This is a genomic window from Streptomyces atriruber, assembly GCF_001418325.1.
In the GTDB taxonomy this organism is placed as follows: Bacteria; Actinomycetota; Actinomycetes; order Streptomycetales; family Streptomycetaceae; genus Streptomyces; species Streptomyces atriruber.
Genome location: NZ_LIPN01000227.1, coordinates 1 through 16,877 on the forward strand (window position 1 = coordinate 1; position 16,877 = coordinate 16,877).

At 72.3% G+C, this 16,877-nt stretch carries 14 protein-coding genes and 1 pseudogene; 8 read left to right on the plus strand and 7 right to left on the minus strand.

Features of this window, described 5'->3' with window-relative positions:
* A partial coding sequence (locus tag AOK03_RS23245; RefSeq protein WP_482256157.1) for an RING finger protein occupies window positions 1-1,071 on the minus strand: 1,071 nt, incomplete at its 3' end.
* Between the two features lie 277 nt (window positions 1,072-1,348).
* Window positions 1,349-2,788, minus strand: a complete 1,440-nt coding sequence (locus AOK03_RS23250; protein ID WP_055567271.1) for a gamma-aminobutyraldehyde dehydrogenase — start codon at window positions 2,786-2,788, stop codon at window positions 1,349-1,351.
* Between the two features lie 165 nt (window positions 2,789-2,953).
* Between AOK03_RS23250 and AOK03_RS23255 the strand changes: the two genes are divergently transcribed.
* The 6 genes and pseudogenes from AOK03_RS23255 to AOK03_RS23280 all read left to right on the plus strand — a co-directional run bounded on the left by AOK03_RS23255 (window position 2,954) and on the right by AOK03_RS23280 (window position 8,952).
* Window positions 2,954-3,499: an Lrp/AsnC family transcriptional regulator gene (locus tag AOK03_RS23255; RefSeq protein ID WP_079074906.1), complete on the plus strand. Its 546-nt coding sequence runs from the start codon at window positions 2,954-2,956 to the stop codon at window positions 3,497-3,499.
* Window positions 3,484-4,863 carry an aspartate aminotransferase family protein gene (locus AOK03_RS23260; RefSeq protein ID WP_055567272.1) on the plus strand — a complete coding sequence of 460 codons (1,380 nt, stop codon included), beginning with the start codon at window positions 3,484-3,486 and terminating at the stop codon, window positions 4,861-4,863. The genes AOK03_RS23255 and AOK03_RS23260 overlap by 16 nt, the downstream gene beginning before the upstream one ends.
* 185 nt (window positions 4,864-5,048) lie before the next feature.
* Window positions 5,049-5,765 (plus strand): annotated as a pseudogene (locus AOK03_RS23265) (ABC transporter ATP-binding protein); the annotation flags it as partial.
* A 227-nt stretch (window positions 5,766-5,992) separates the two neighbouring features.
* Entirely contained in the window at window positions 5,993-7,228 is a 1,236-nt protein-coding gene (locus AOK03_RS23270) for a hypothetical protein (RefSeq protein ID WP_055567274.1), read from the plus strand.
* A 133-nt stretch (window positions 7,229-7,361) separates the two neighbouring features.
* Window positions 7,362-7,766 (plus strand): VOC family protein, encoded by a 405-nt coding sequence (locus tag AOK03_RS23275; RefSeq protein ID WP_055567275.1) that lies wholly within the window; start codon window positions 7,362-7,364, stop codon window positions 7,764-7,766.
* 37 nt (window positions 7,767-7,803) lie between these two features.
* Window positions 7,804-8,952: an LOG family protein gene (locus AOK03_RS23280; RefSeq protein WP_055567276.1), complete on the plus strand. Its 1,149-nt coding sequence runs from the start codon at window positions 7,804-7,806 to the stop codon at window positions 8,950-8,952.
* Window positions 8,953-8,962: 10 nt separating this feature from the next.
* Here the strand turns inward: AOK03_RS23280 and AOK03_RS23285 are convergent, their stop codons facing one another.
* Complete coding sequence (locus tag AOK03_RS23285) at window positions 8,963-10,105, minus strand: glycosyltransferase family 4 protein (RefSeq protein WP_055567277.1); 1,143 nt, start codon at window positions 10,103-10,105, stop codon at window positions 8,963-8,965.
* A 141-nt stretch (window positions 10,106-10,246) separates the two neighbouring features.
* Here AOK03_RS23285 and AOK03_RS23290 point away from each other — a divergent pair, with 141 nt between their 5' ends.
* Window positions 10,247-11,455, plus strand: coding sequence for a sensor histidine kinase (locus tag AOK03_RS23290; protein ID WP_055567278.1), 1,209 nt, complete (start codon window positions 10,247-10,249; stop codon window positions 11,453-11,455).
* Window positions 11,449-12,120 carry a response regulator gene (locus AOK03_RS23295; protein ID WP_055567279.1) on the plus strand — a complete coding sequence of 224 codons (672 nt, stop codon included), beginning with the start codon at window positions 11,449-11,451 and terminating at the stop codon, window positions 12,118-12,120. Before AOK03_RS23290 ends, AOK03_RS23295 begins: the two co-directional genes overlap by 7 nt.
* Window positions 12,121-12,141: 21 nt before the next feature.
* Here the strand turns inward: AOK03_RS23295 and AOK03_RS23300 are convergent, their stop codons facing one another.
* From AOK03_RS23300 to AOK03_RS23315, 4 genes are all read right to left on the minus strand, one after another.
* Window positions 12,142-12,933 carry a maleylpyruvate isomerase family mycothiol-dependent enzyme gene (locus AOK03_RS23300; RefSeq protein WP_055567280.1) on the minus strand — a complete coding sequence of 264 codons (792 nt, stop codon included), beginning with the start codon at window positions 12,931-12,933 and terminating at the stop codon, window positions 12,142-12,144.
* A 92-nt stretch (window positions 12,934-13,025) separates the two neighbouring features.
* On the minus strand, window positions 13,026-14,054 hold the full coding sequence (locus AOK03_RS23305; protein WP_055567281.1) for an ABC transporter ATP-binding protein: 1,029 nt from the start codon (window positions 14,052-14,054) through the stop codon (window positions 13,026-13,028).
* The gene (locus tag AOK03_RS23310; protein WP_079074907.1) at window positions 14,054-15,763 is read right to left on the minus strand and encodes an ABC transporter permease; all 1,710 of its coding nucleotides are present in this window, start codon (window positions 15,761-15,763) and stop codon (window positions 14,054-14,056) included. The genes AOK03_RS23305 and AOK03_RS23310 overlap by 1 nt, the downstream gene beginning before the upstream one ends.
* Window positions 15,739-16,824 (minus strand): thiamine ABC transporter substrate-binding protein, encoded by a 1,086-nt coding sequence (locus AOK03_RS23315; RefSeq protein ID WP_055567283.1) that lies wholly within the window; start codon window positions 16,822-16,824, stop codon window positions 15,739-15,741. Before AOK03_RS23315 ends, AOK03_RS23310 begins: the two co-directional genes overlap by 25 nt.
* Window positions 16,825-16,877 lie beyond the last annotated feature (53 nt).

A 16,877-nucleotide genomic window follows, 5' to 3' on the forward strand; every position in this document is an offset into this window, starting at 1 on the left:
CGCCACGCGCGCGTGGCGGTGGGCGTGCTCGTAGGGGTGCAGGATTTCGCCGACGCGCTTCCACGCGCGCGGGTGGCGCGCCATGTCCTCCGCGAGGCGCCGGAAGTCGAACCCGTCGAGCAGGGCGAGGAGTTCGCGTCGCACGGGACGCGGCAGGCCGCGCAGGCGCGGGAGTTCGAGCAGGTCGGGGTCGCCCGCGGAGCGCACGACGAGGATGCGCAGCACGTCGGTGGCCGTGTCCGCGTACCGCTCGACCAGGGGACGCACCTCGGGCAGATCGAGGAGCGGGGCGAGGGCGAGCGCCTTGCTCTCGCGCAGCGGAATGACGGCCGGGAGCCACTGCGCGGCGGCGGCCGGGTCCAGGTGCCCGAGGAGGAGGACGAGGTCGTCGTGGTCCTGCGGGTTCAGGGGCGTGCGGCGGGCGAGCAGCGCGGTGAGTTCGGCGGCGGCGTCGCCGGGGGCGCCGAGGCGCAGGGTGCGCAGGACGGGGCCGCCGTCACCGCCCAGGTCGGCGCCGGTGGCGAGCCAGGGGTCGATGGGGCCGTCGGTCTCGTAGCGCTTGTCGCAGATCGGGCACTCGTACCACTCGCAGCACTGGTCGCAGCAGTACCAGACCTCCCTCTTCGCGCCGAGGCAGCCGTCGCACAGGAGGTGGGCGCAGGGGTCGAGCGCGCGCACGCGCGCCTCGGTGCCCGCGCAGTTCATGCAGGGCTGGTGCGGCTGCGCGGCGAGGTGCTCGGCGACGACGGTGACGTACCGCTCGTACGCGGGCTGGTACGCGGTCTCGGCGGGGAACCGCGCGAACAGCGGGGCGTGGTGCCGGTCGGAGCCCAGCAGGGCGTCGACGTCGGCGAGCAGCTTGCGCCCGGTCTCCGCGAGGTCCTCGGTGGACAGCGCGGTCAGCGCGCGGCGCAGCGGAGCGGTCAGCAGGTGTCCGCGGTCGGCGAGTTCGGCTTCGAGGACGACGACACCGGCACCGGTCACGGCGGACGGGCCGGGGCCCCCGGGGACGTACACGCTCTGCCGACGGCGCAGCAGCAGCCCCGCGAGGTCGTCGGTCATCGTCGTCATCAGGTCCCACCCCCGTGGTGCAGAGAAAGGCGGGGGCGGGGAGTGGGTGCGCTACGGATCTTTTGCAGAGAAGGAAAGAAGGAAGCACACCACGGAGCCGCCCCCGCGTACGCAACGGTACGCGGGGGCGGAATGCGGGTCACATGATTATCGCCGGGCAGGGATCGCCCTCAAGGGGCGCGGGCAACTGCACGACCAGCCCTTGATGACCCGCGGAGGCCGACGGCGGGCGGCCCGGCGGATGAGCATGCCGAACCGCCCACGCCGCCCGAGGCGACTAGCCCTCGATGGACGTCATCACGTGCTTGATGCGCGTGTAGTCGTCGAAGCCGTACGCCGAGAGGTCCTTGCCGTAGCCGGACTTCTTGAAGCCGCCGTGCGGCATCTCCGCCACCAGCGGGATGTGCGTGTTGATCCAGACGCAGCCGAAGTCGAGGACCTTGGACATGCGCATCGCGCGCGCGTGGTCCTTCGTCCAGACGGAGGAGGCGAGCGCGTACTCGACGCCGTTCGCGTACTCGACGGCCTGCGCCTCGTCCGTGAAGGACTGGACGGTGATGACCGGGCCGAAGACCTCGTTCTGGATGATCTCGTCGTCCTGCTTGAGGCCCGAGACGACGGTCGGGGCGTAGAAGTAGCCCTTCTCGCCGACCCGCTGGCCGCCCGCCTCGACCTTGGCGTGCGCGGGCAGCCGGTCGATGAAGCCGGAGACCTGCTTCAGCTGGTTGGCGTTGTTGAGCGGGCCGTACAGCACGTCCTCGTCGTCCGGCTGGCCGGTCTTCGTGTCGGCGGCCGCCTTGGCGAGCGCGGTCACGAAGTCGTCGTGGATGGACTCGTGGACGAGCACGCGCGTGGCGGCCGTACAGTCCTGGCCCGCGTTGAAGAAGCCCGCCATGGAGATGTCCTCGACGGCCTTGGCGATGTCGGTGTCCTCGAAGACCACGACCGGAGCCTTGCCGCCGAGCTCCAGGTGGACGCGCTTGAGGTCCTTGGAGGCGGACTCGGCGACCTGCATGCCGGCGCGCACGGAGCCGGTGATGGAGGCCATCGCCGGGGTGGGGTGCTCGACCATGGCGCGGCCGGTGTCGCGGTCGCCCGTGACGACGTTGAAGACGCCGGGCGGCACGATGGAGCCGATGATCTCGGCCATCAGGACGGTCGACGCGGGGGTCGTGTCCGACGGCTTGAGGACGACCGTGTTGCCCGCGGCGAGCGCCGGGGCGAACTTCCAGACGGCCATCATCATCGGGTAGTTCCACGGCGCGACCTGCGCGCAGACGCCGATCGGCTCGCGGCGGATGATGGAGGTCAGGCCCTCCATGTACTCGCCGGCGGCACGGCCTTCGAGCATCCGGGCCGCGCCCGCGAAGAAGCGGATCTGGTCGACCATGGGCGGGATCTCTTCGGACCGGGTGAGCCCGGTCGGCTTGCCCGTGTTCTCGACCTCGGCGGCGATGAGCTCCTCGGCCCGCTCCTCGAACGCGTCAGCGATCTTGAGCAGGGCCTTCTGCCGCTCGGCGGGCGTCAGGTCGCGCCAGGCGGGGAACGCGTCGGCGGCGGCCTTCATCGCGGCGTCCACGTCGGCCTGGGCCGACAGCGGCGCGGTCGCGTACGCCTCGCCGGTCGCCGGGTTGATGACCTCGGTGGTCCGTCCGTCGGCCGCGTCCCGGAATTCTCCGTTGATGTAGTTGCGCAGACGGCGCAGCTCGGTGGTCACTTCCGCGGCCCTCCAAGTCAGATGTCCAGTGGATGAGACACCCACCCTAGTCGCTGCACCGACGCTTTCAACATACCCAGCTGCCCAGAACTGCGGAATCCGTGAGGATTGAAGCTCCAGACAACGAATTTCATCGATCTGGCCTTGCGGAAGTGACGAGACGTCGTGCACAGTGAGGTCGTGGCCAGTCGCAGCGCAGACCCCAGCACCCCTCGCAGCTCCCGCACCGGAAACCCTGGCGGAAGCGGCAGTGGGAACGGCACCCCTCCCGTGGACGCCGTATCTCTGGCGATCATCGAACAGCTCCAGGAGGACGGACGCCGTCCGTACGCCGCCATCGGCAAGGCCGTCGGCCTGTCCGAGGCGGCCGTGCGCCAGCGCGTCCAGAAGCTGCTCGACCAGGGCGTGATGCAGATCGTCGCCGTCACGGACCCGCTCACCGTGGGCTTCCGCAGGCAGGCGATGGTCGGCATCGACGTCGAGGGCGATGTGGACCCGGTCGCGGACGCCGTGGCCGCCATGCCGGAGGCCGAGTACGTGGTGATGACCGCGGGCTCGCACGACCTCCTCGTGGAGATCGTCTGCGAAGACGACGACCACCTGCTCGAAGTCATCAACAAGCGCATCCGCGCCCTCCCCGGCGTGCGCTCCACCGAGAGCTTCGTCTACCTCAAGCTCAAGAAGCAGACCTATATGTGGGGAACCCGATAGCCGTGAGCAAGGACCTCAGCCAGACCGCCTACGACCACCTGTGGATGCACTTCACCCGCATGTCGTCGTACGAGAACGCGCCCGTCCCCACCATCGTGCGTGGCGAGGGCACCTACATCTACGACGACAAGGGCAAGAAGTACCTGGACGGCCTGTCCGGCCTCTTCGTCGTCAACGCGGGCCACGGCCGTCACGAGCTCGCCGAGACCGCCTACAAGCAGGCGCAGGAGCTGGCCTTCTTCCCGGTGTGGAGCTACGCCCACCCGAAGGCCGTCGAGCTGGCGGAACGTTTGGCCGACTACGCGCCGGGCGACCTCAACAAGGTCTTCTTCACCACCGGCGGCGGCGAGGCCGTCGAGACCGCGTGGAAGCTGGCGAAGCAGTACCACAAGCTCAACGGCAACCACACGAAGTACAAGGTCATCTCGCGCGCGGTCGCCTACCACGGCACCCCGCAGGGCGCCCTGTCCATCACCGGACTCCCGGCCCTGAAGGCCCCCTTCGAGCCGCTGGTCCCCGGCGCGCACAAGGTGCCGAACACCAACATCTACCGCGCCCCGATCCACGGCGACGACCCCGAGGCCTTCGGCCGCTGGGCCGCCGACCAGATCGAGCAGGAGATCCTCTTCGAGGGCCCGGAGACGGTCGCGGCCGTCTTCCTGGAGCCGGTGCAGAACGCGGGCGGCTGCTTCCCGCCCCCGCCCGGCTACTTCCAGCGCGTGCGCGAGATCTGCGACCAGTACGACGTGCTGCTCGTCTCGGACGAGGTCATCTGCGCCTTCGGCCGCCTCGGCACGATGTTCGCCTGCGACAAGTTCGGCTACGTCCCGGACATGATCACCTGCGCCAAGGGCATGACCTCGGGCTACTCCCCGATCGGCGCGTGCATCATCTCGGACCGCATCGCCGAGCCGTTCTACAAGGGTGACAACACCTTCCTGCACGGCTACACCTTCGGCGGCCACCCCGTCTCGGCCGCGGTCGGCATCGCCAACCTCGACATCTTCGAGAAGGAGGGCCTGAACCAGCACGTCCTCGACAACGAGGACGCGTTCCACCAGACCCTCCGCAAGCTGCTCGACCTGCCGATCGTCGGCGACGTCCGCGGCAACGGCTTCTTCTACGGCATCGAGCTCGTGAAGGACAAGGCCACCAAGGAGACGTTCAACGACGAGGAGACCGAGCGCGTCCTGTACGGCTTCCTCTCCAAGGCGCTGTACGACAACGGCCTGTACTGCCGCGCCGACGACCGCGGCGACCCGGTCGTCCAGCTCGCCCCGCCGCTGATCTCCACCCAGGAGACCTTCGACGAGATCGAGGGCATCCTGCGGCAGGTCCTCACGGAGGCGTGGACGAAGCTCTGATCGCTTCGTAGCAGTTTGTGATCAACACCGGCCCGGGGCCGCCGTTCGAGTGAGAACGAGCGCCCCCGGGCCGCGTCGTTTCCGGGCAAGTCCGCCTGAATCCCTACCGTGCCCAGTGACCGATCGGCCCCGCCTTCGTTCCCCCGTACGGGGGAGTCGAGCTGATCTGAACCGAGGTGTACGCCATGGTGGCCCCGCCGGACAACGACGTGCTGTGGGCACGCGCACTACATGTCACGCACAACGGCTCCCCCGCTCTCACCGGCGTGTCGCTCGGTGTCCGCGAGGGCGAGATCCTCGCCGTCACCGGCCCCCGCGGCAGCGGCAAGACGACCCTGTTGCAGTGCCTCTCGGGCCAGCTCCTCGCCCAGCAGGGCGAGGTGTGGTTCAACAGCACCCCCGTCCACACGATGGGTCCCCTCGTACGCGAACGGCTGCGCCGCGACCGCTTCGGCTGGATCGACCCCGAGCCGCACCTCGTCCCCGAGCTCACCGCCTGGGAGAACGTCGCCCTGCCGATGATGCTGCGCGGCTCCTCGCACCGGGTCTCCAAGCCCGCCGCGCAGGAGTGGCTGGACCGCCTCGACATCGGCGGCTGCGCACGCAAGCGCCCGCACGCGCTCCGCCAGTCCGAGCGGCAGCGCGTCGCCATCGCCCGCGCCCTGGTCACCACGCCGTCCGTGCTCTTCGCCGACGAGCCCACCGCTCCCCTGCACCGCGCCGACCACACGCTCGCGCTGCGCACCCTGACGACGGCGGCCCGCTCGCACGGCATCACGGTCGTCCTCGCCACGTACGACCCGGAGGTCGCCGCGCTCGCCGACCGCACGGTCACCCTCCTGGACGGCCGCCGCGTGAACACGGTGCATTTGCCGGGGTCGGAGGGGGGCGCCGACGCGTCGGGCGGCGCGGCTCGGACGACCGCTCCCCGGACAGCGGCAGCAGCCGCAGACGCTTCCGGTACTCCGGGCACCACGAGCACTACGAGCACTACAAGCACTACGAGCACCGCAGCCGCCACGAACACCACGGCCGCCACAAGCACCGCAGGCACCACGAACACCACCGGCACCACGGCCACCACCCCCGCCGGAGCCTCCACCTCCGCCCAGACGGAAGGCCGGGCCGCGTGCTCGCTCTCCGTCTAGCCCGGGGCGCGCACCCGCTCGTCCAGCTGCGGCGACTGCTCGTCGCCGCCGCGTCCGCCGGCACCGGCTTCCTGCTGCTGTGCACCCTGGCGTACGCGATGGAGCACCCCGGAGCGGGGGCCGCGCTGCGGCTCGCTTGGTGCGCCGCGCCGATCGCCGCCACCGTCTACTTCGCCGTCTCCGTCGCCCGTACCGACCCCGGCACCCGGCCCCGCAGCGGCCTCTCCGCGGTGGGTCTCGGCCCGATCCGGCTGATGCTGCTCGCCGCGATCTCCACGGCCGTGGCCTGCACGCTCGGCTCCATGCTGGCGCTGCTCTTCTTCCTGCACCTGCGCGGCGACGTCTCGGGGCTCCCCTTCGACGGGGCGGCGGCCGATCTGCTGGCCGCCCGTCGGCCGTTGCCGGTCGCCGCCGCGCTCACCCTGCTCGCCCTGGTCCCGCTCGCCGCGTCGGCGGCGAGCGCGTTCGTGCTGCGACCGGCGCAGGCGCTGCGACCGCGGTCCGCCCAGGCCACCAGGGCCGACGCCGACAACGGATCCGGGACCGGAACGGACACCGGATCCGGCGCCGGGGCCGCGGGCGGGCCTGAACCGGGCGCCCCCGCCCCGCCGCCGAGCGGCCTGCCCTGGGGCGTCGCGCTGCTCGCGGCGGGCCTCGCCGTGGAGACGTACGCGAGCCGCTCCGGCAGCGGTCCGCGCACCGCCTTCCCCATGCCGGGCAGCGCCGAAGGCAGCCCAGCGGGCGTGCTCGCCGGCTGGGCGCTGACCGCGCTCGGTCTCGTCCTGGCGGGCCCCGGTCTCACGTACCTCTGCGGGCGGGTCCTCCAAGCGGTGCGGCCCGGCGCCGTGCGCCTGCTGGCGGGGCGTGTCCTCCAGGAGGAGGCGCGGCGCATCGGACGTCCGCTCGGCGTGCTGTGCGCGGTGGCGTCGGGCGCGTACGCCTCGATCGCGCTGTACGCGGGACCGCGCCCCGAGGCCGGTCCGCTCACCACGCTCGGCGCGCTGCTCGTCGCGGGCTGCGCCGTGCTGACCCTGGCCACGGCCTCCGTCGAGGCCAGGCAGTCCCGCTCGGACACGACGTCCGCGCTGCTGCGGCTCGGGGCGCCCGCGACGATGCTGCGCGGCTCGGCGGCCCTCCGCGCGGGCGCGCTGATCGCCGTGTTCGGGCCACTGACCTGGCTCGTCGCCCAGCTGGCAGCGGTGCCGCTGACCCCGTGACAGGTCAGCGCACACGACACTGGAAAAGATCTGAAAGAAAGTCCGCGACCGGCGATGAGTTCCGGGTCGAACGGATGTCTATCCCTCCGTAAGCACACGCGCTGACGGCGCACATACTCCGGGAGAGACACTCATGTACCAGCAGATGATCTTCGTGAACCTGGCCGTGTCCGACGTCGCCGCGTCGAAGAAGTTCTTCACGGAGCTCGGCTACACGATCAACCCGCAGTTCTCGACCGACGAGTGCGCGTGCGTGACGATCAGCGACACGATCGTCGCGATGATGCTGAGCAAGGAGCACTACGCGAACTTCACGCAGAAGGAGATCGCGGACGCCACGAAGACCAGCGAGGCGCTGCTCTGTCTGAGCGCCGAGAGCCGCGAGAAGGTCGACGAGCTCGTCGACAGAGCGATCGCCGCAGGCGGCACGGCAGGCAAGGTCCAGGACTACGGAACGATGTACGGCCGCGGCTTCGACGACCTGGACGGCCACACCTGGGAGATCATGTGGATGGACCCGTCCGAGGTCCAGGGCTGACCGGACTTGCGGCATCCGCCCTGCTTAGCATGGGCGGATGCAGCCGACTCCCGAACGCGCGCCCGCCCCGCAACTGCCCGGCGAGGACCGCGAGATCGAGACCCTCTCCGAGTTCGACGAGGTGTCCGGCCGCGGCGCCCTCGCCGGGTGCCGCGTCCAGGCCGTCGACCTGACGGAGCGCACCTCCGCCCTCCTCGCGGCCGACGTGGCGGGTGCCGTCTTCCTCGGCTGCCCGATGCAGGAGGACGCGGCGGCGAAGGTGCGGGCGGCCGGCGCGCTGGTCTTCCCTCCCGTGCCCGGACTGCCGTTCAACCCGTACCGCGGCCTGCCGTACACCCCCGACGACCTGTTCGCGGGCCTCGCCGAGGGCGGATACGAGGCGACGCCGGACGCCCAAGCGTACGACTGGTTCCAGCGGACCAAGGCCGACGGCGACGTCTTCTCCTCGATGCTGCGCGCCATACACGACGACTCCATCTCCGACGCCCTCGACGAACTCCTCGCCGGGTCCCGGGTGGTCGGCGTGATGGGCGGCCACGCGATGGCCCGCGGCACCGAGGAGTACGCGGGAGCGGCCCGGCTCGGGCGCGCGCTGGCCCGCGCGGGCTGCACGGTCGCGACGGGCGGCGGCCCCGGCGCCATGGAGGCGGCGAACCTCGGCGCCTACGCGGCCCCCTTCGACGACCCGATGCTGGACGAGTCCCTTGAACTCCTCGCCAAGGCCCCGTCGTTCACGCCGTCGGTCACCGACTGGGCCCGGGCGGCCTTCGCGGTCCGCGAGCGGTGGCCCGACGGCGGCGCCTCGGTGGGCATCCCCACCTGGTTCTACGGCCACGAGCCGCCGAACGCGTTCGCCTCCCACCTGGCCAAGTACTTCGCCAACGCCACCCGCGAGGACGGCCTCCTGGCCCGCTCGAACGCGGGCGTCGTCTTCCTCCCCGGCGCGGCGGGCACCGTCCAGGAGGTCTTCGACAACGCCACCCCGAACTACTACGAGTCCCGCGGCGAACCCACCCCGATGGTCCTGGTCGACCGCGCCCACTGGACCGAGCACCTGCCGGTGTGGCCGCTGCTGCGGTCGCTGGCCCGCGGCCGCTCGATGGAGTCGCGGATCGCGCTGGTGGACGACGTGGCGGAGGCACCGGCCGCGCTGCGCGGGCTCGGGACGACGGCCCGCACGGACTGAGCCGCCGGGTTCAGGGGGTCGGTCCGCACTGCCGCAGCAGCCCCGCCAGCACCTCGTAGGACCGCCCCCAGTCCCACTCCCCGCGCACCCACGCCCGTCCCTTCTCTCCCATCCCCCGGGCGAGTTCGCGGTCCCGCAGCAGTCGTACGAGGCGGTCCGCGACGGCCGCCGGGGAGCGGCCGTCGACGACGTAGCCGCTCTCGCCGTCCAGCACGGCGTCCGGCGCGCCCCCGGAGTCGCCCGCCACGACCGGCAGCCCGGCCGCGGCCGCCTCCAGGAAGACGATGCCGAGCCCCTCCACCTCCAGGCCCCGCCTGCGCGTGCGGCACGGCATCGCGAAGGCGTCGGCGGCGGCGTAGAAGCGCGGCATCGCGTGGTGCGGGTGGCCGCCCGCGAAGACCACGTCGTCCGCCACGCCCTCCGCCGCGGCCAGCTCGCGCAGCCGCGCCTCGTGCGGACCCGTGCCCACCAGCAGCAGCGTGGCGTCGGCGACGGCCCTGCGCACCATCGGCAGCGCCTCGATCAGGGTGTCCTGCCCCTTGCGCGGCACGAGGCGCGCGGCGCACAGGACGACGGGCCTGCCGTCGCCGAGCCCGTACCGCTCGCGCACCGGCCACCCGTCCAGGCCGGGCCGGAACGCCCGCGCGTCGACACCGGGCACGAGCCGCTCGAACCGCACTCCGGGATCCATGGCCCGGCGCACCGGCCCCCGCGTGCTCTCCCCCAGATACGTGACGCGGTCGGCGCCCGCACCGATGCGCCGGAGCAGCGCACGGGCGCCCGGCGTGCGGGCCCACCACACCTCGTGTCCGTGCGTCGTGGCGACGACCGTGCGCACCGACGCCTCCCGCCGCAGCCGCCCGGCGAGCAGCCCGAGCGGCGCGGCGGCCCCGAACCACACGCTGTCGCAGCCGTACCGCCGGGCGAGGGCGACGGCCCGTTCTCCCGTGCGCCGGGTCGGCAGGAGGGTGCGCGCCCGATCGCGTACGACGGGATGGGGGAACGTACGGTCGTACGTCACGTCGCCCGGCTCGGCCGAGGTGTAGACGACGGCGGCGCCGGGCGGGAAGCGGCGTACGAGCGTGTCCACGAAGGTCTCGATGCCGCCCTGCCGGGGCGGGAAATCATTGGTGACGACAAGAGTGCGGGGCATGCTCCGACGCTAGGAACCCCCGGCCCGCGGCGCGTCGCACGAGGCTCCGCACCCGGAGGTCAACCCGTGGCATGACACCGGGCTCCGGCCTCCACCCTGACGGCGACGCACCCGCACCGCGCGGCCCGGAAGAATCGGGGCATGAGCACGACGACCCTGCGTCGGCGCCTGCGCGCGCTGACCGCCGCCCCTGCCTACCCGTGGCTCACGGGCGCGGCCCTCACCGCGGGGGCGGCCGCCGAACTCGTGGCGTTCCCCGGTTCGCCGACCAACGCGGCCGCCATCCTGTTCTCCACCGCCTCCCTGATGTGGCGCCGCGCCTTCCCGCCGGTCGCCCTGGTGACCGTGGCCGCGGGACTGCTGAGTTTCGGCGCCGACACCTCGCTGTCCATCGCCGTGATGATCAGCGGGCTCATCGGGTGCTACGTGCTCGCCCGCCACCGCGTCCTGCACCCGGCGCTGCTCGTGGCGGGCGGCACGCTCGGCGCGGTGGCCACGAACCTCTGGCACATCCTGAGCTGGGCACGGGACGACCGGCTGCCCGACGTCCCCGCGCTCGGCAACGCGGGCTCGCTCGGCCTCTTCGCGGAGGCGTTCGGGCTCTCCGCGGTGATCCTCGGTGCCGTCAGCATGGGCGACGCGGTGCGCGCCCGCGAGGAGACCCGGCACGAGCGCGCCCTGGCGCAGGCCCAGTTGATCGCGGTGGAGCGGCGGCGCGCCGCCGAGGCGGAGCGCGCGGCGATCGCCCGCGAACTGCACGACATCGTCTCTCACTCGGTGTCGATGATCGCGGTCCAGGCGGAGAGCGCGACGTACACGACGCCGGGGCTGACCCCGCAGGCCCGTGACGGCTTCCAGCAGATCGCGGGGACGGCCCGCGACTCCATGGCGGAGCTGCGCCGCCTCCTCGGCGTCCTGCGCGCCCCGCAGCGCGCGGAGACGGCGGCCGACACCGCCCCGCAGCCCACCCTCGACCGCCTCGACGACCTCCTCGCGCAGCACCGGGCGGTGGGCGGCAGCGCGGAGCTGCGCGTGAGCGGGCAGCGCGTGCCGCTGGCCGCCGCCTGGGAACTGTCCGCGTACCGCATCGTGCAGGAGTCGCTGACGAACGCCCGCAAGCACGCGCCCGGCGCCCGCGCCACGGTCGAACTGGGCTACCGCAAGGACCGGTTGACGCTCCGCGTGACCGACGACGGGCCGGGGCCCCGCGAGCCGTCCGGCCCCGGCGGATGCCCCACGGGCCACGGCCTGACCGGCATGCGCGAACGTGCCGCCCTCGTCGGCGGCACCCTCACCGCGGGCGCGGGCCGGGCCGGCGGCTTCTCCGTGGAGGCGGAACTGCCGTGGTGATCAGAACCCTCGTCGCCGACGACCAGGCCGTCGTCCGCACCGGCTTCGTCAACCTGCTGGGCACCCAGGACGACATCCAGGTGGTCGCCGAGGCCGAGGACGGCGCCCATGCCGTCCGCCTCGCCGCCGAGCACCGCCCCGACCTGGTCCTCCTCGACATCCGCATGCCGCACAAGAACGGCATCGACGCCGCCCGCGAGATCATCGCCGCGTCCGAGGGCGCGGCGAAGGCGCTGATGCTGACGACGTTCGGGCTCGACGAGTACGTGTACGAGGCGCTGGCCGCCGGGGCCTCCGGCTTCCTGCTCAAGGACGCCACGTTCCCCGAACTCCTGCACGCCGTGCGGGTCGTGGCGGCCGGTGACGCGCTGCTCTCCCCCGAGATCACCCGGCGCGTGGTCGCGGAGTTCACGCGTCAGCGGGCCGCCGCGCCCCCGGCGCCCGCGGGCGACGTCGACGGGCTCACCGCCCGTGAGGCCGAGGTGCTCGTCCTCATCGCGCGGGGCCTGTCGAACGCGGAGATCGCCCAACGGCTGACGATCACCGACCACACCGTGAAGACGCACATCAACCGCCTCTTCACCAAGATGGGGCTGCGCGACCGGGCGCAGGCGGTGATCCTCGCGTACGAACTGGGGCTGGTCAGACCGTCGGCGCCCCGATGACGCGGTCCCCGGAGCGCTGGATCATCCGAACGAAGCCCGCTCCAGCCAGAAGTCCAGCAACTCCCGCTCCCCCAGGACCTCCACGGACCCACTGTCCAGCGGCCGTCGGCGGTAGAAGGCGAGCAGCACCTCCGTGAGCGGGCCGCGCAGCGCGACCGTCGCCTTCGCGTGGCCGCGCCGCCAGGTGAAGCCGTCGTCGCCGAACTCGATGAGCCACTCGGCGTCGAGGCCCTCCGGCGCGTCGGTCGCGTGCAGGTGGATGCTGCGCCCCGCGCCCCTGAGCTCCGACGCACTGTCCTCGGGGTCGGTGCGCTGGGCGAGCGCGACGAGGTCCAGCCACTCGTCGATCGCGTCGGCGGCGACGTCCGGGGCGACCTCGAACGGGACACCGGCCGCGATGGCCGCGTCCGCGCGGTGGACGGCCAGCTCGTGCGTCATGCGGCGTGCCCAGAACGCGGCACTTCGGTCGTCGGCCCACGACCAGACGACGGCGTCGGCGCCCGCGGCGCGGAACGTCGTCGCGCCGAGCTCCGCGGTGCGGGCCAGCCAGGCGTCCAGCGCGGCCGGATCGTCGCCCGCGGGCCCTTCGCACTCCGGGATGTCCTCCTCCGGAATGTCCTGCTGGGCGCGCGTCGCGACCAGGCGCTCGCTCCAGCGCACCGCGCCGCCCATGTGCCGCACCAGCTCGGCCAGTGTCCAGTCGGGGCAGGTCGGCACGGTGACCGAGAGGTCCGCCCCGGTCAGTGTGGTGCGCAAGAGGTCGAGCTGCCGGGCGACTTCGTCGCAGTACCGCTCGTGGCCGAGTGTCGTCATGCACGAACACTAGATCGACACCGTGCGCACTGCACCCGCGTTTCGACGCCGCTGCGGCTCAGCGCCTCGGGACCGCGGCGCCCACGCCGCACTCAGCCGAGCACCACCACGTCCTCCGCGTCGAACCCGACGCCCACCGTCTCCCCGACCTCCGGCGCCCGGCGCAGCGCGCACGCCGCCTCCAGGCGCGGCCCGTCCACCGGCTGCAGGTGGACGGCGACATGGGTCCCGCGGAAGGTGCGCGCAGTGACCGCGCACGGCAGCCCGTCCTCGGCGGACACGAGCCGCACCCCGGCCGGCCGCACCAGGATCTTGCACGGCCCGGCCGGAGTGCCCTCGGGGACGGGGATCTTGCCCCACACCGTGTCGGCGACCTCGCCCTCCACGGCCGCCCGGACGATGTTGTCGAAGCCGAGGAAGCGCGCCACGAACTCGTCGGCCGGGCGCTGCCACACCTCGAGCGGGGTGCCGGACTGGGCGATCCGGCCGTCCCGCATGACGACGACGCGGTCGGCGAGCGCGAAGGCCTCGCCCTGGTCGTGCGTGACGGCCAGCACGGTCGTGCCCAACTCGTCGAAGAGCTCCCTGAGTTCGACGACCAGGCGTTCCCGCAGCGAGCGGTCCAGCTGGCCGAGGGGCTCGTCGAGCATCAGGAGCCGGGGCCGCGGCGCGAGCGCCCGCGCCAGCGCCACGCGCTGCTGCTCGCCGCCGGACAGCGCGGCGACCCCGCGGCGCTGCGCCTTCGGGAGGCCGACGAGCTCCAGCAGCTCGGCGACCCGGTCGGCCTGTTCGCCGCGCGAGGCGCCGTGCATGCGCAGCCCGAAGGCGACGTTGCCCGCCACGTCACGCTGCGGGAAGAGCTGGTGGTCCTGGAACATGAGGCCGACGCCCCGCTTGTGCGCGGGCACCCCGCGCTGGTCGCGCCCGTCGAGGAGGACCTGCCCGGCGTCGAGCCCCTGGAGCCCGGCGACCGCCCGCAGCAGCGTCGACTTGCCGCTGCCGCTCGGCCCGAGCACACAGACGATCTCGTGCTCGGCGACATCGAGGGCGACGGCGTCGAGCACGGCCCGCGCCCCGAAACGTACCGTCGCGTCCCGCAGGCTCAGCAGTGCGTCCGTCATCAGAACTCCCCCGTGGTGCGGTCGGTGCGAGCGCGTTCCAGGAGCAGCAGGGACACCGCGCACACCACCATGAGAATCGTCGAGAGGGCCATCGCCTGGCCGTAGTTGAGGTCACCCGCGCGTCCGAGCAGCCGTGCCACGGCGACCGGCAGCGTCGGGTTGTCGGGCCGCGCGATGAAGACCGTCGCCCCGAACTCGCCGAGCGAGACGGCGAAGGCGAACCCGGCGGCGATCAGCAGCGCCCGCCACACCATCGGCAGGTCGACCTCCCGCCACGCCCGCAGCGGCGACGCCCCGAGCACGGCCGCCGCCTCCCGGAGCCGCCCGTCCACCGCACGCAGGACGGGCAGCATGGTACGTACGACGAAGGGCACTCCGACCAGCGCCTGGGCGAGCGGCACCAGGATCCAGGAGGCCCGCAGATCCAGCGGCGGCTCGTCGAGCGTGATCAGGAACCCGAAGCCCACGGTCACCGCGGACACCCCGAGCGGCAGCATGAGCAGCGCGTCGAAGCCGCGCACGAGACGGCCGGCGCGCCGCGTGAGGGCGGCCGCCGCGAGCCCTCCGATCAGCACGGCGATGGCCGTGGCCACGACCGCGTACTGCAGGGAGTTCCAGATCGCCTCGATCGGCGGCACGAGGAAGGCACCGCCGTCCGCCGAGGTCAGCTCCCGGTAGTACGCGAACCCGAAGCCGTCGGGGCCGTCCGGTCCGTCGAAGGATCGCTGGACCAGCACGCCGAGCGGCAGCAGGATCAACAGGGCGACCGTCGCCATGACGAGCCCGAGCAGCGTCCACTGCCCGGCGCCGCGCGGCCTGCGCGTCACCGCCGAGGCGTCGACCAGCTTCAGCGCGCTCTCGCGCCGCCGCACCGTCCACGCGTGGATCGCCAGGATCAGCCCGACCGCGACGAACTGAACGAGGGTCAGGACGGCGGCCGTCGGCAGATCGAGCAGCTGCGCCGTCTGCCGGTAGATCTCCACTTCGAGCGTCGAGTACGCGGGACCGCCGAGGATCTGCACGACGCCGAAGGAGGTGAAGGTGAACAGGAAGACCATGAGCGCGGCCGCGGCCACCGCCGGTGCGAGCGCGGGCAGCGTCACCGTCCGCCACGCCGTCCAGCGGGAGGCACCGAGCATCCGCGCGGCCTCCTCCTGCCGCGGGTCGAGCTGCGACCAGAGCCCGCCCACGGTCCGTACGACGACCGCGTAGTTGAAGAACACGTGCGCGAGCAGGATCGCCCACACCGTGGTGTCCAGGCGCACGCCCCACAGCTCGTCGAAGAGCCCGCCCCGCCCGATCAGCGCGAGGAACGCCGTGCCGACGACGACCGTCGGCAGCACGAACGGCACGGTGACGACGGCCCGCAGCACCCGCTTGCCCGGGAAGTCGAAGCGCGCGAAGACGTACGCGCCGGGGAGCGCGATCAGCAGCGTGAGCGCCGTCGACGCGAGCGCCTGCCAGGTGGTGAACCACAGCACGTGGCGGATGTCGGACTGCCCGAGGACGTCCGTGATCCGCCCGAACTGCCATCCGCCGTCGATGTGCAGCCCGCGCGCGACGATCGCCGTGACCGGGTAGGCGAAGAAGAGCGCGAAGAACGCGACGGGCAGGGCCATCAGGCCGAGCCGCGCCGCGCTCCCGCGACCGGAGCCCGCGCGGAAGCGGGACTTGGCTCCGTCGGTTACTTCAGTACGAGCGAGGTCCACGACTTGATCCACGGCTCGCGGTTGTCGGCGATCTTCTTCGGGTCCAGGGTCTCGGGCTCGTCCACCGTCACGCCGTGCTCCGTGAACAGCTTCGGCAGCTTGGTGCCCTCGCGCACCGGGTTCACGAACATGTTGAGCGGCATGTCCTCCTGGAACTGCCGGCCCGCGAGGAAGTCGAGGAGTGCCTTGCCGCCCTTCTCGTTCCCGGCGTTGCTGAACAGGCCCGCGTATTCGACCTGGCGGAAGCAGGTGCCGGTGGCGACGCCGGTCGGCGCCTGCTTCGGCTGCGGCTCGGCGTAGAGGACCTCGACGGGCGGCGAGGAGGCGTACGAGACGACGAGTGGCCGGTCGCCCTTGGCCTTCTTGCCCCCGGCGGACCCGGAGAACTCCTCGTTGTAGGCCTGCTCCCAGCCGTCGACGACCTTGACGCCGTTGGCCTTGAGCTTCTTCCAGTAGCTCTCCCAGCCGTCGTCGCCGTACTTGGCGGCGGTGCCGAGCAGGAAACCGAGGCCGGGGGACGAGGTCGAGGCGTTCTCGGTGACGAGCAGGTTCTTGTACGCGGGCTTGGTCAGGTCCTCGAAGGACTTCGGCGGCGCCAGCTTCTTGTCGGCGAAGTACTTCTTGTCGTAGTTGACGCAGATGTCGCCGCTGTCGACCGGCGTGACCCGGTGCTTGTCCCCGTCCACCCGGAACTCCGGCTTGATCTTGTCCGAGCCCTTGGCCTCGTACGACTGGAAGAGCCCGTTGTCGAGCGCCCGGGACAGCAGCGTGTTGTCGACGCCGAAGAAGACGTCGCCCTGCGGGTTGTCCTTGGAGAGGATCGCCTTGTTCACGGCGGCGCCGGCATCGCCGTCCTTGAGGACCTTGACCTTGTAGCCGGAGCTCTTCTCGAAGTCCTTCAGCACGTCCTTGGAGACGTTGAAGGAGTCGTGGCTGACGAGCGTCACGCTCTTCGAGTCGGACTTTCCGGAACCGCCGTCGGAGCTGCCGCACGCGGAGACGGCGACGAGCCCGATGCCCACCGCCACGGCGGTGAACGAGACCTTCTTGGTGCTGCTCACTGAATTTCCTCCTGGGTGACCAGGAGAAGACGCGGCCCCGCCCGCGCACCGAC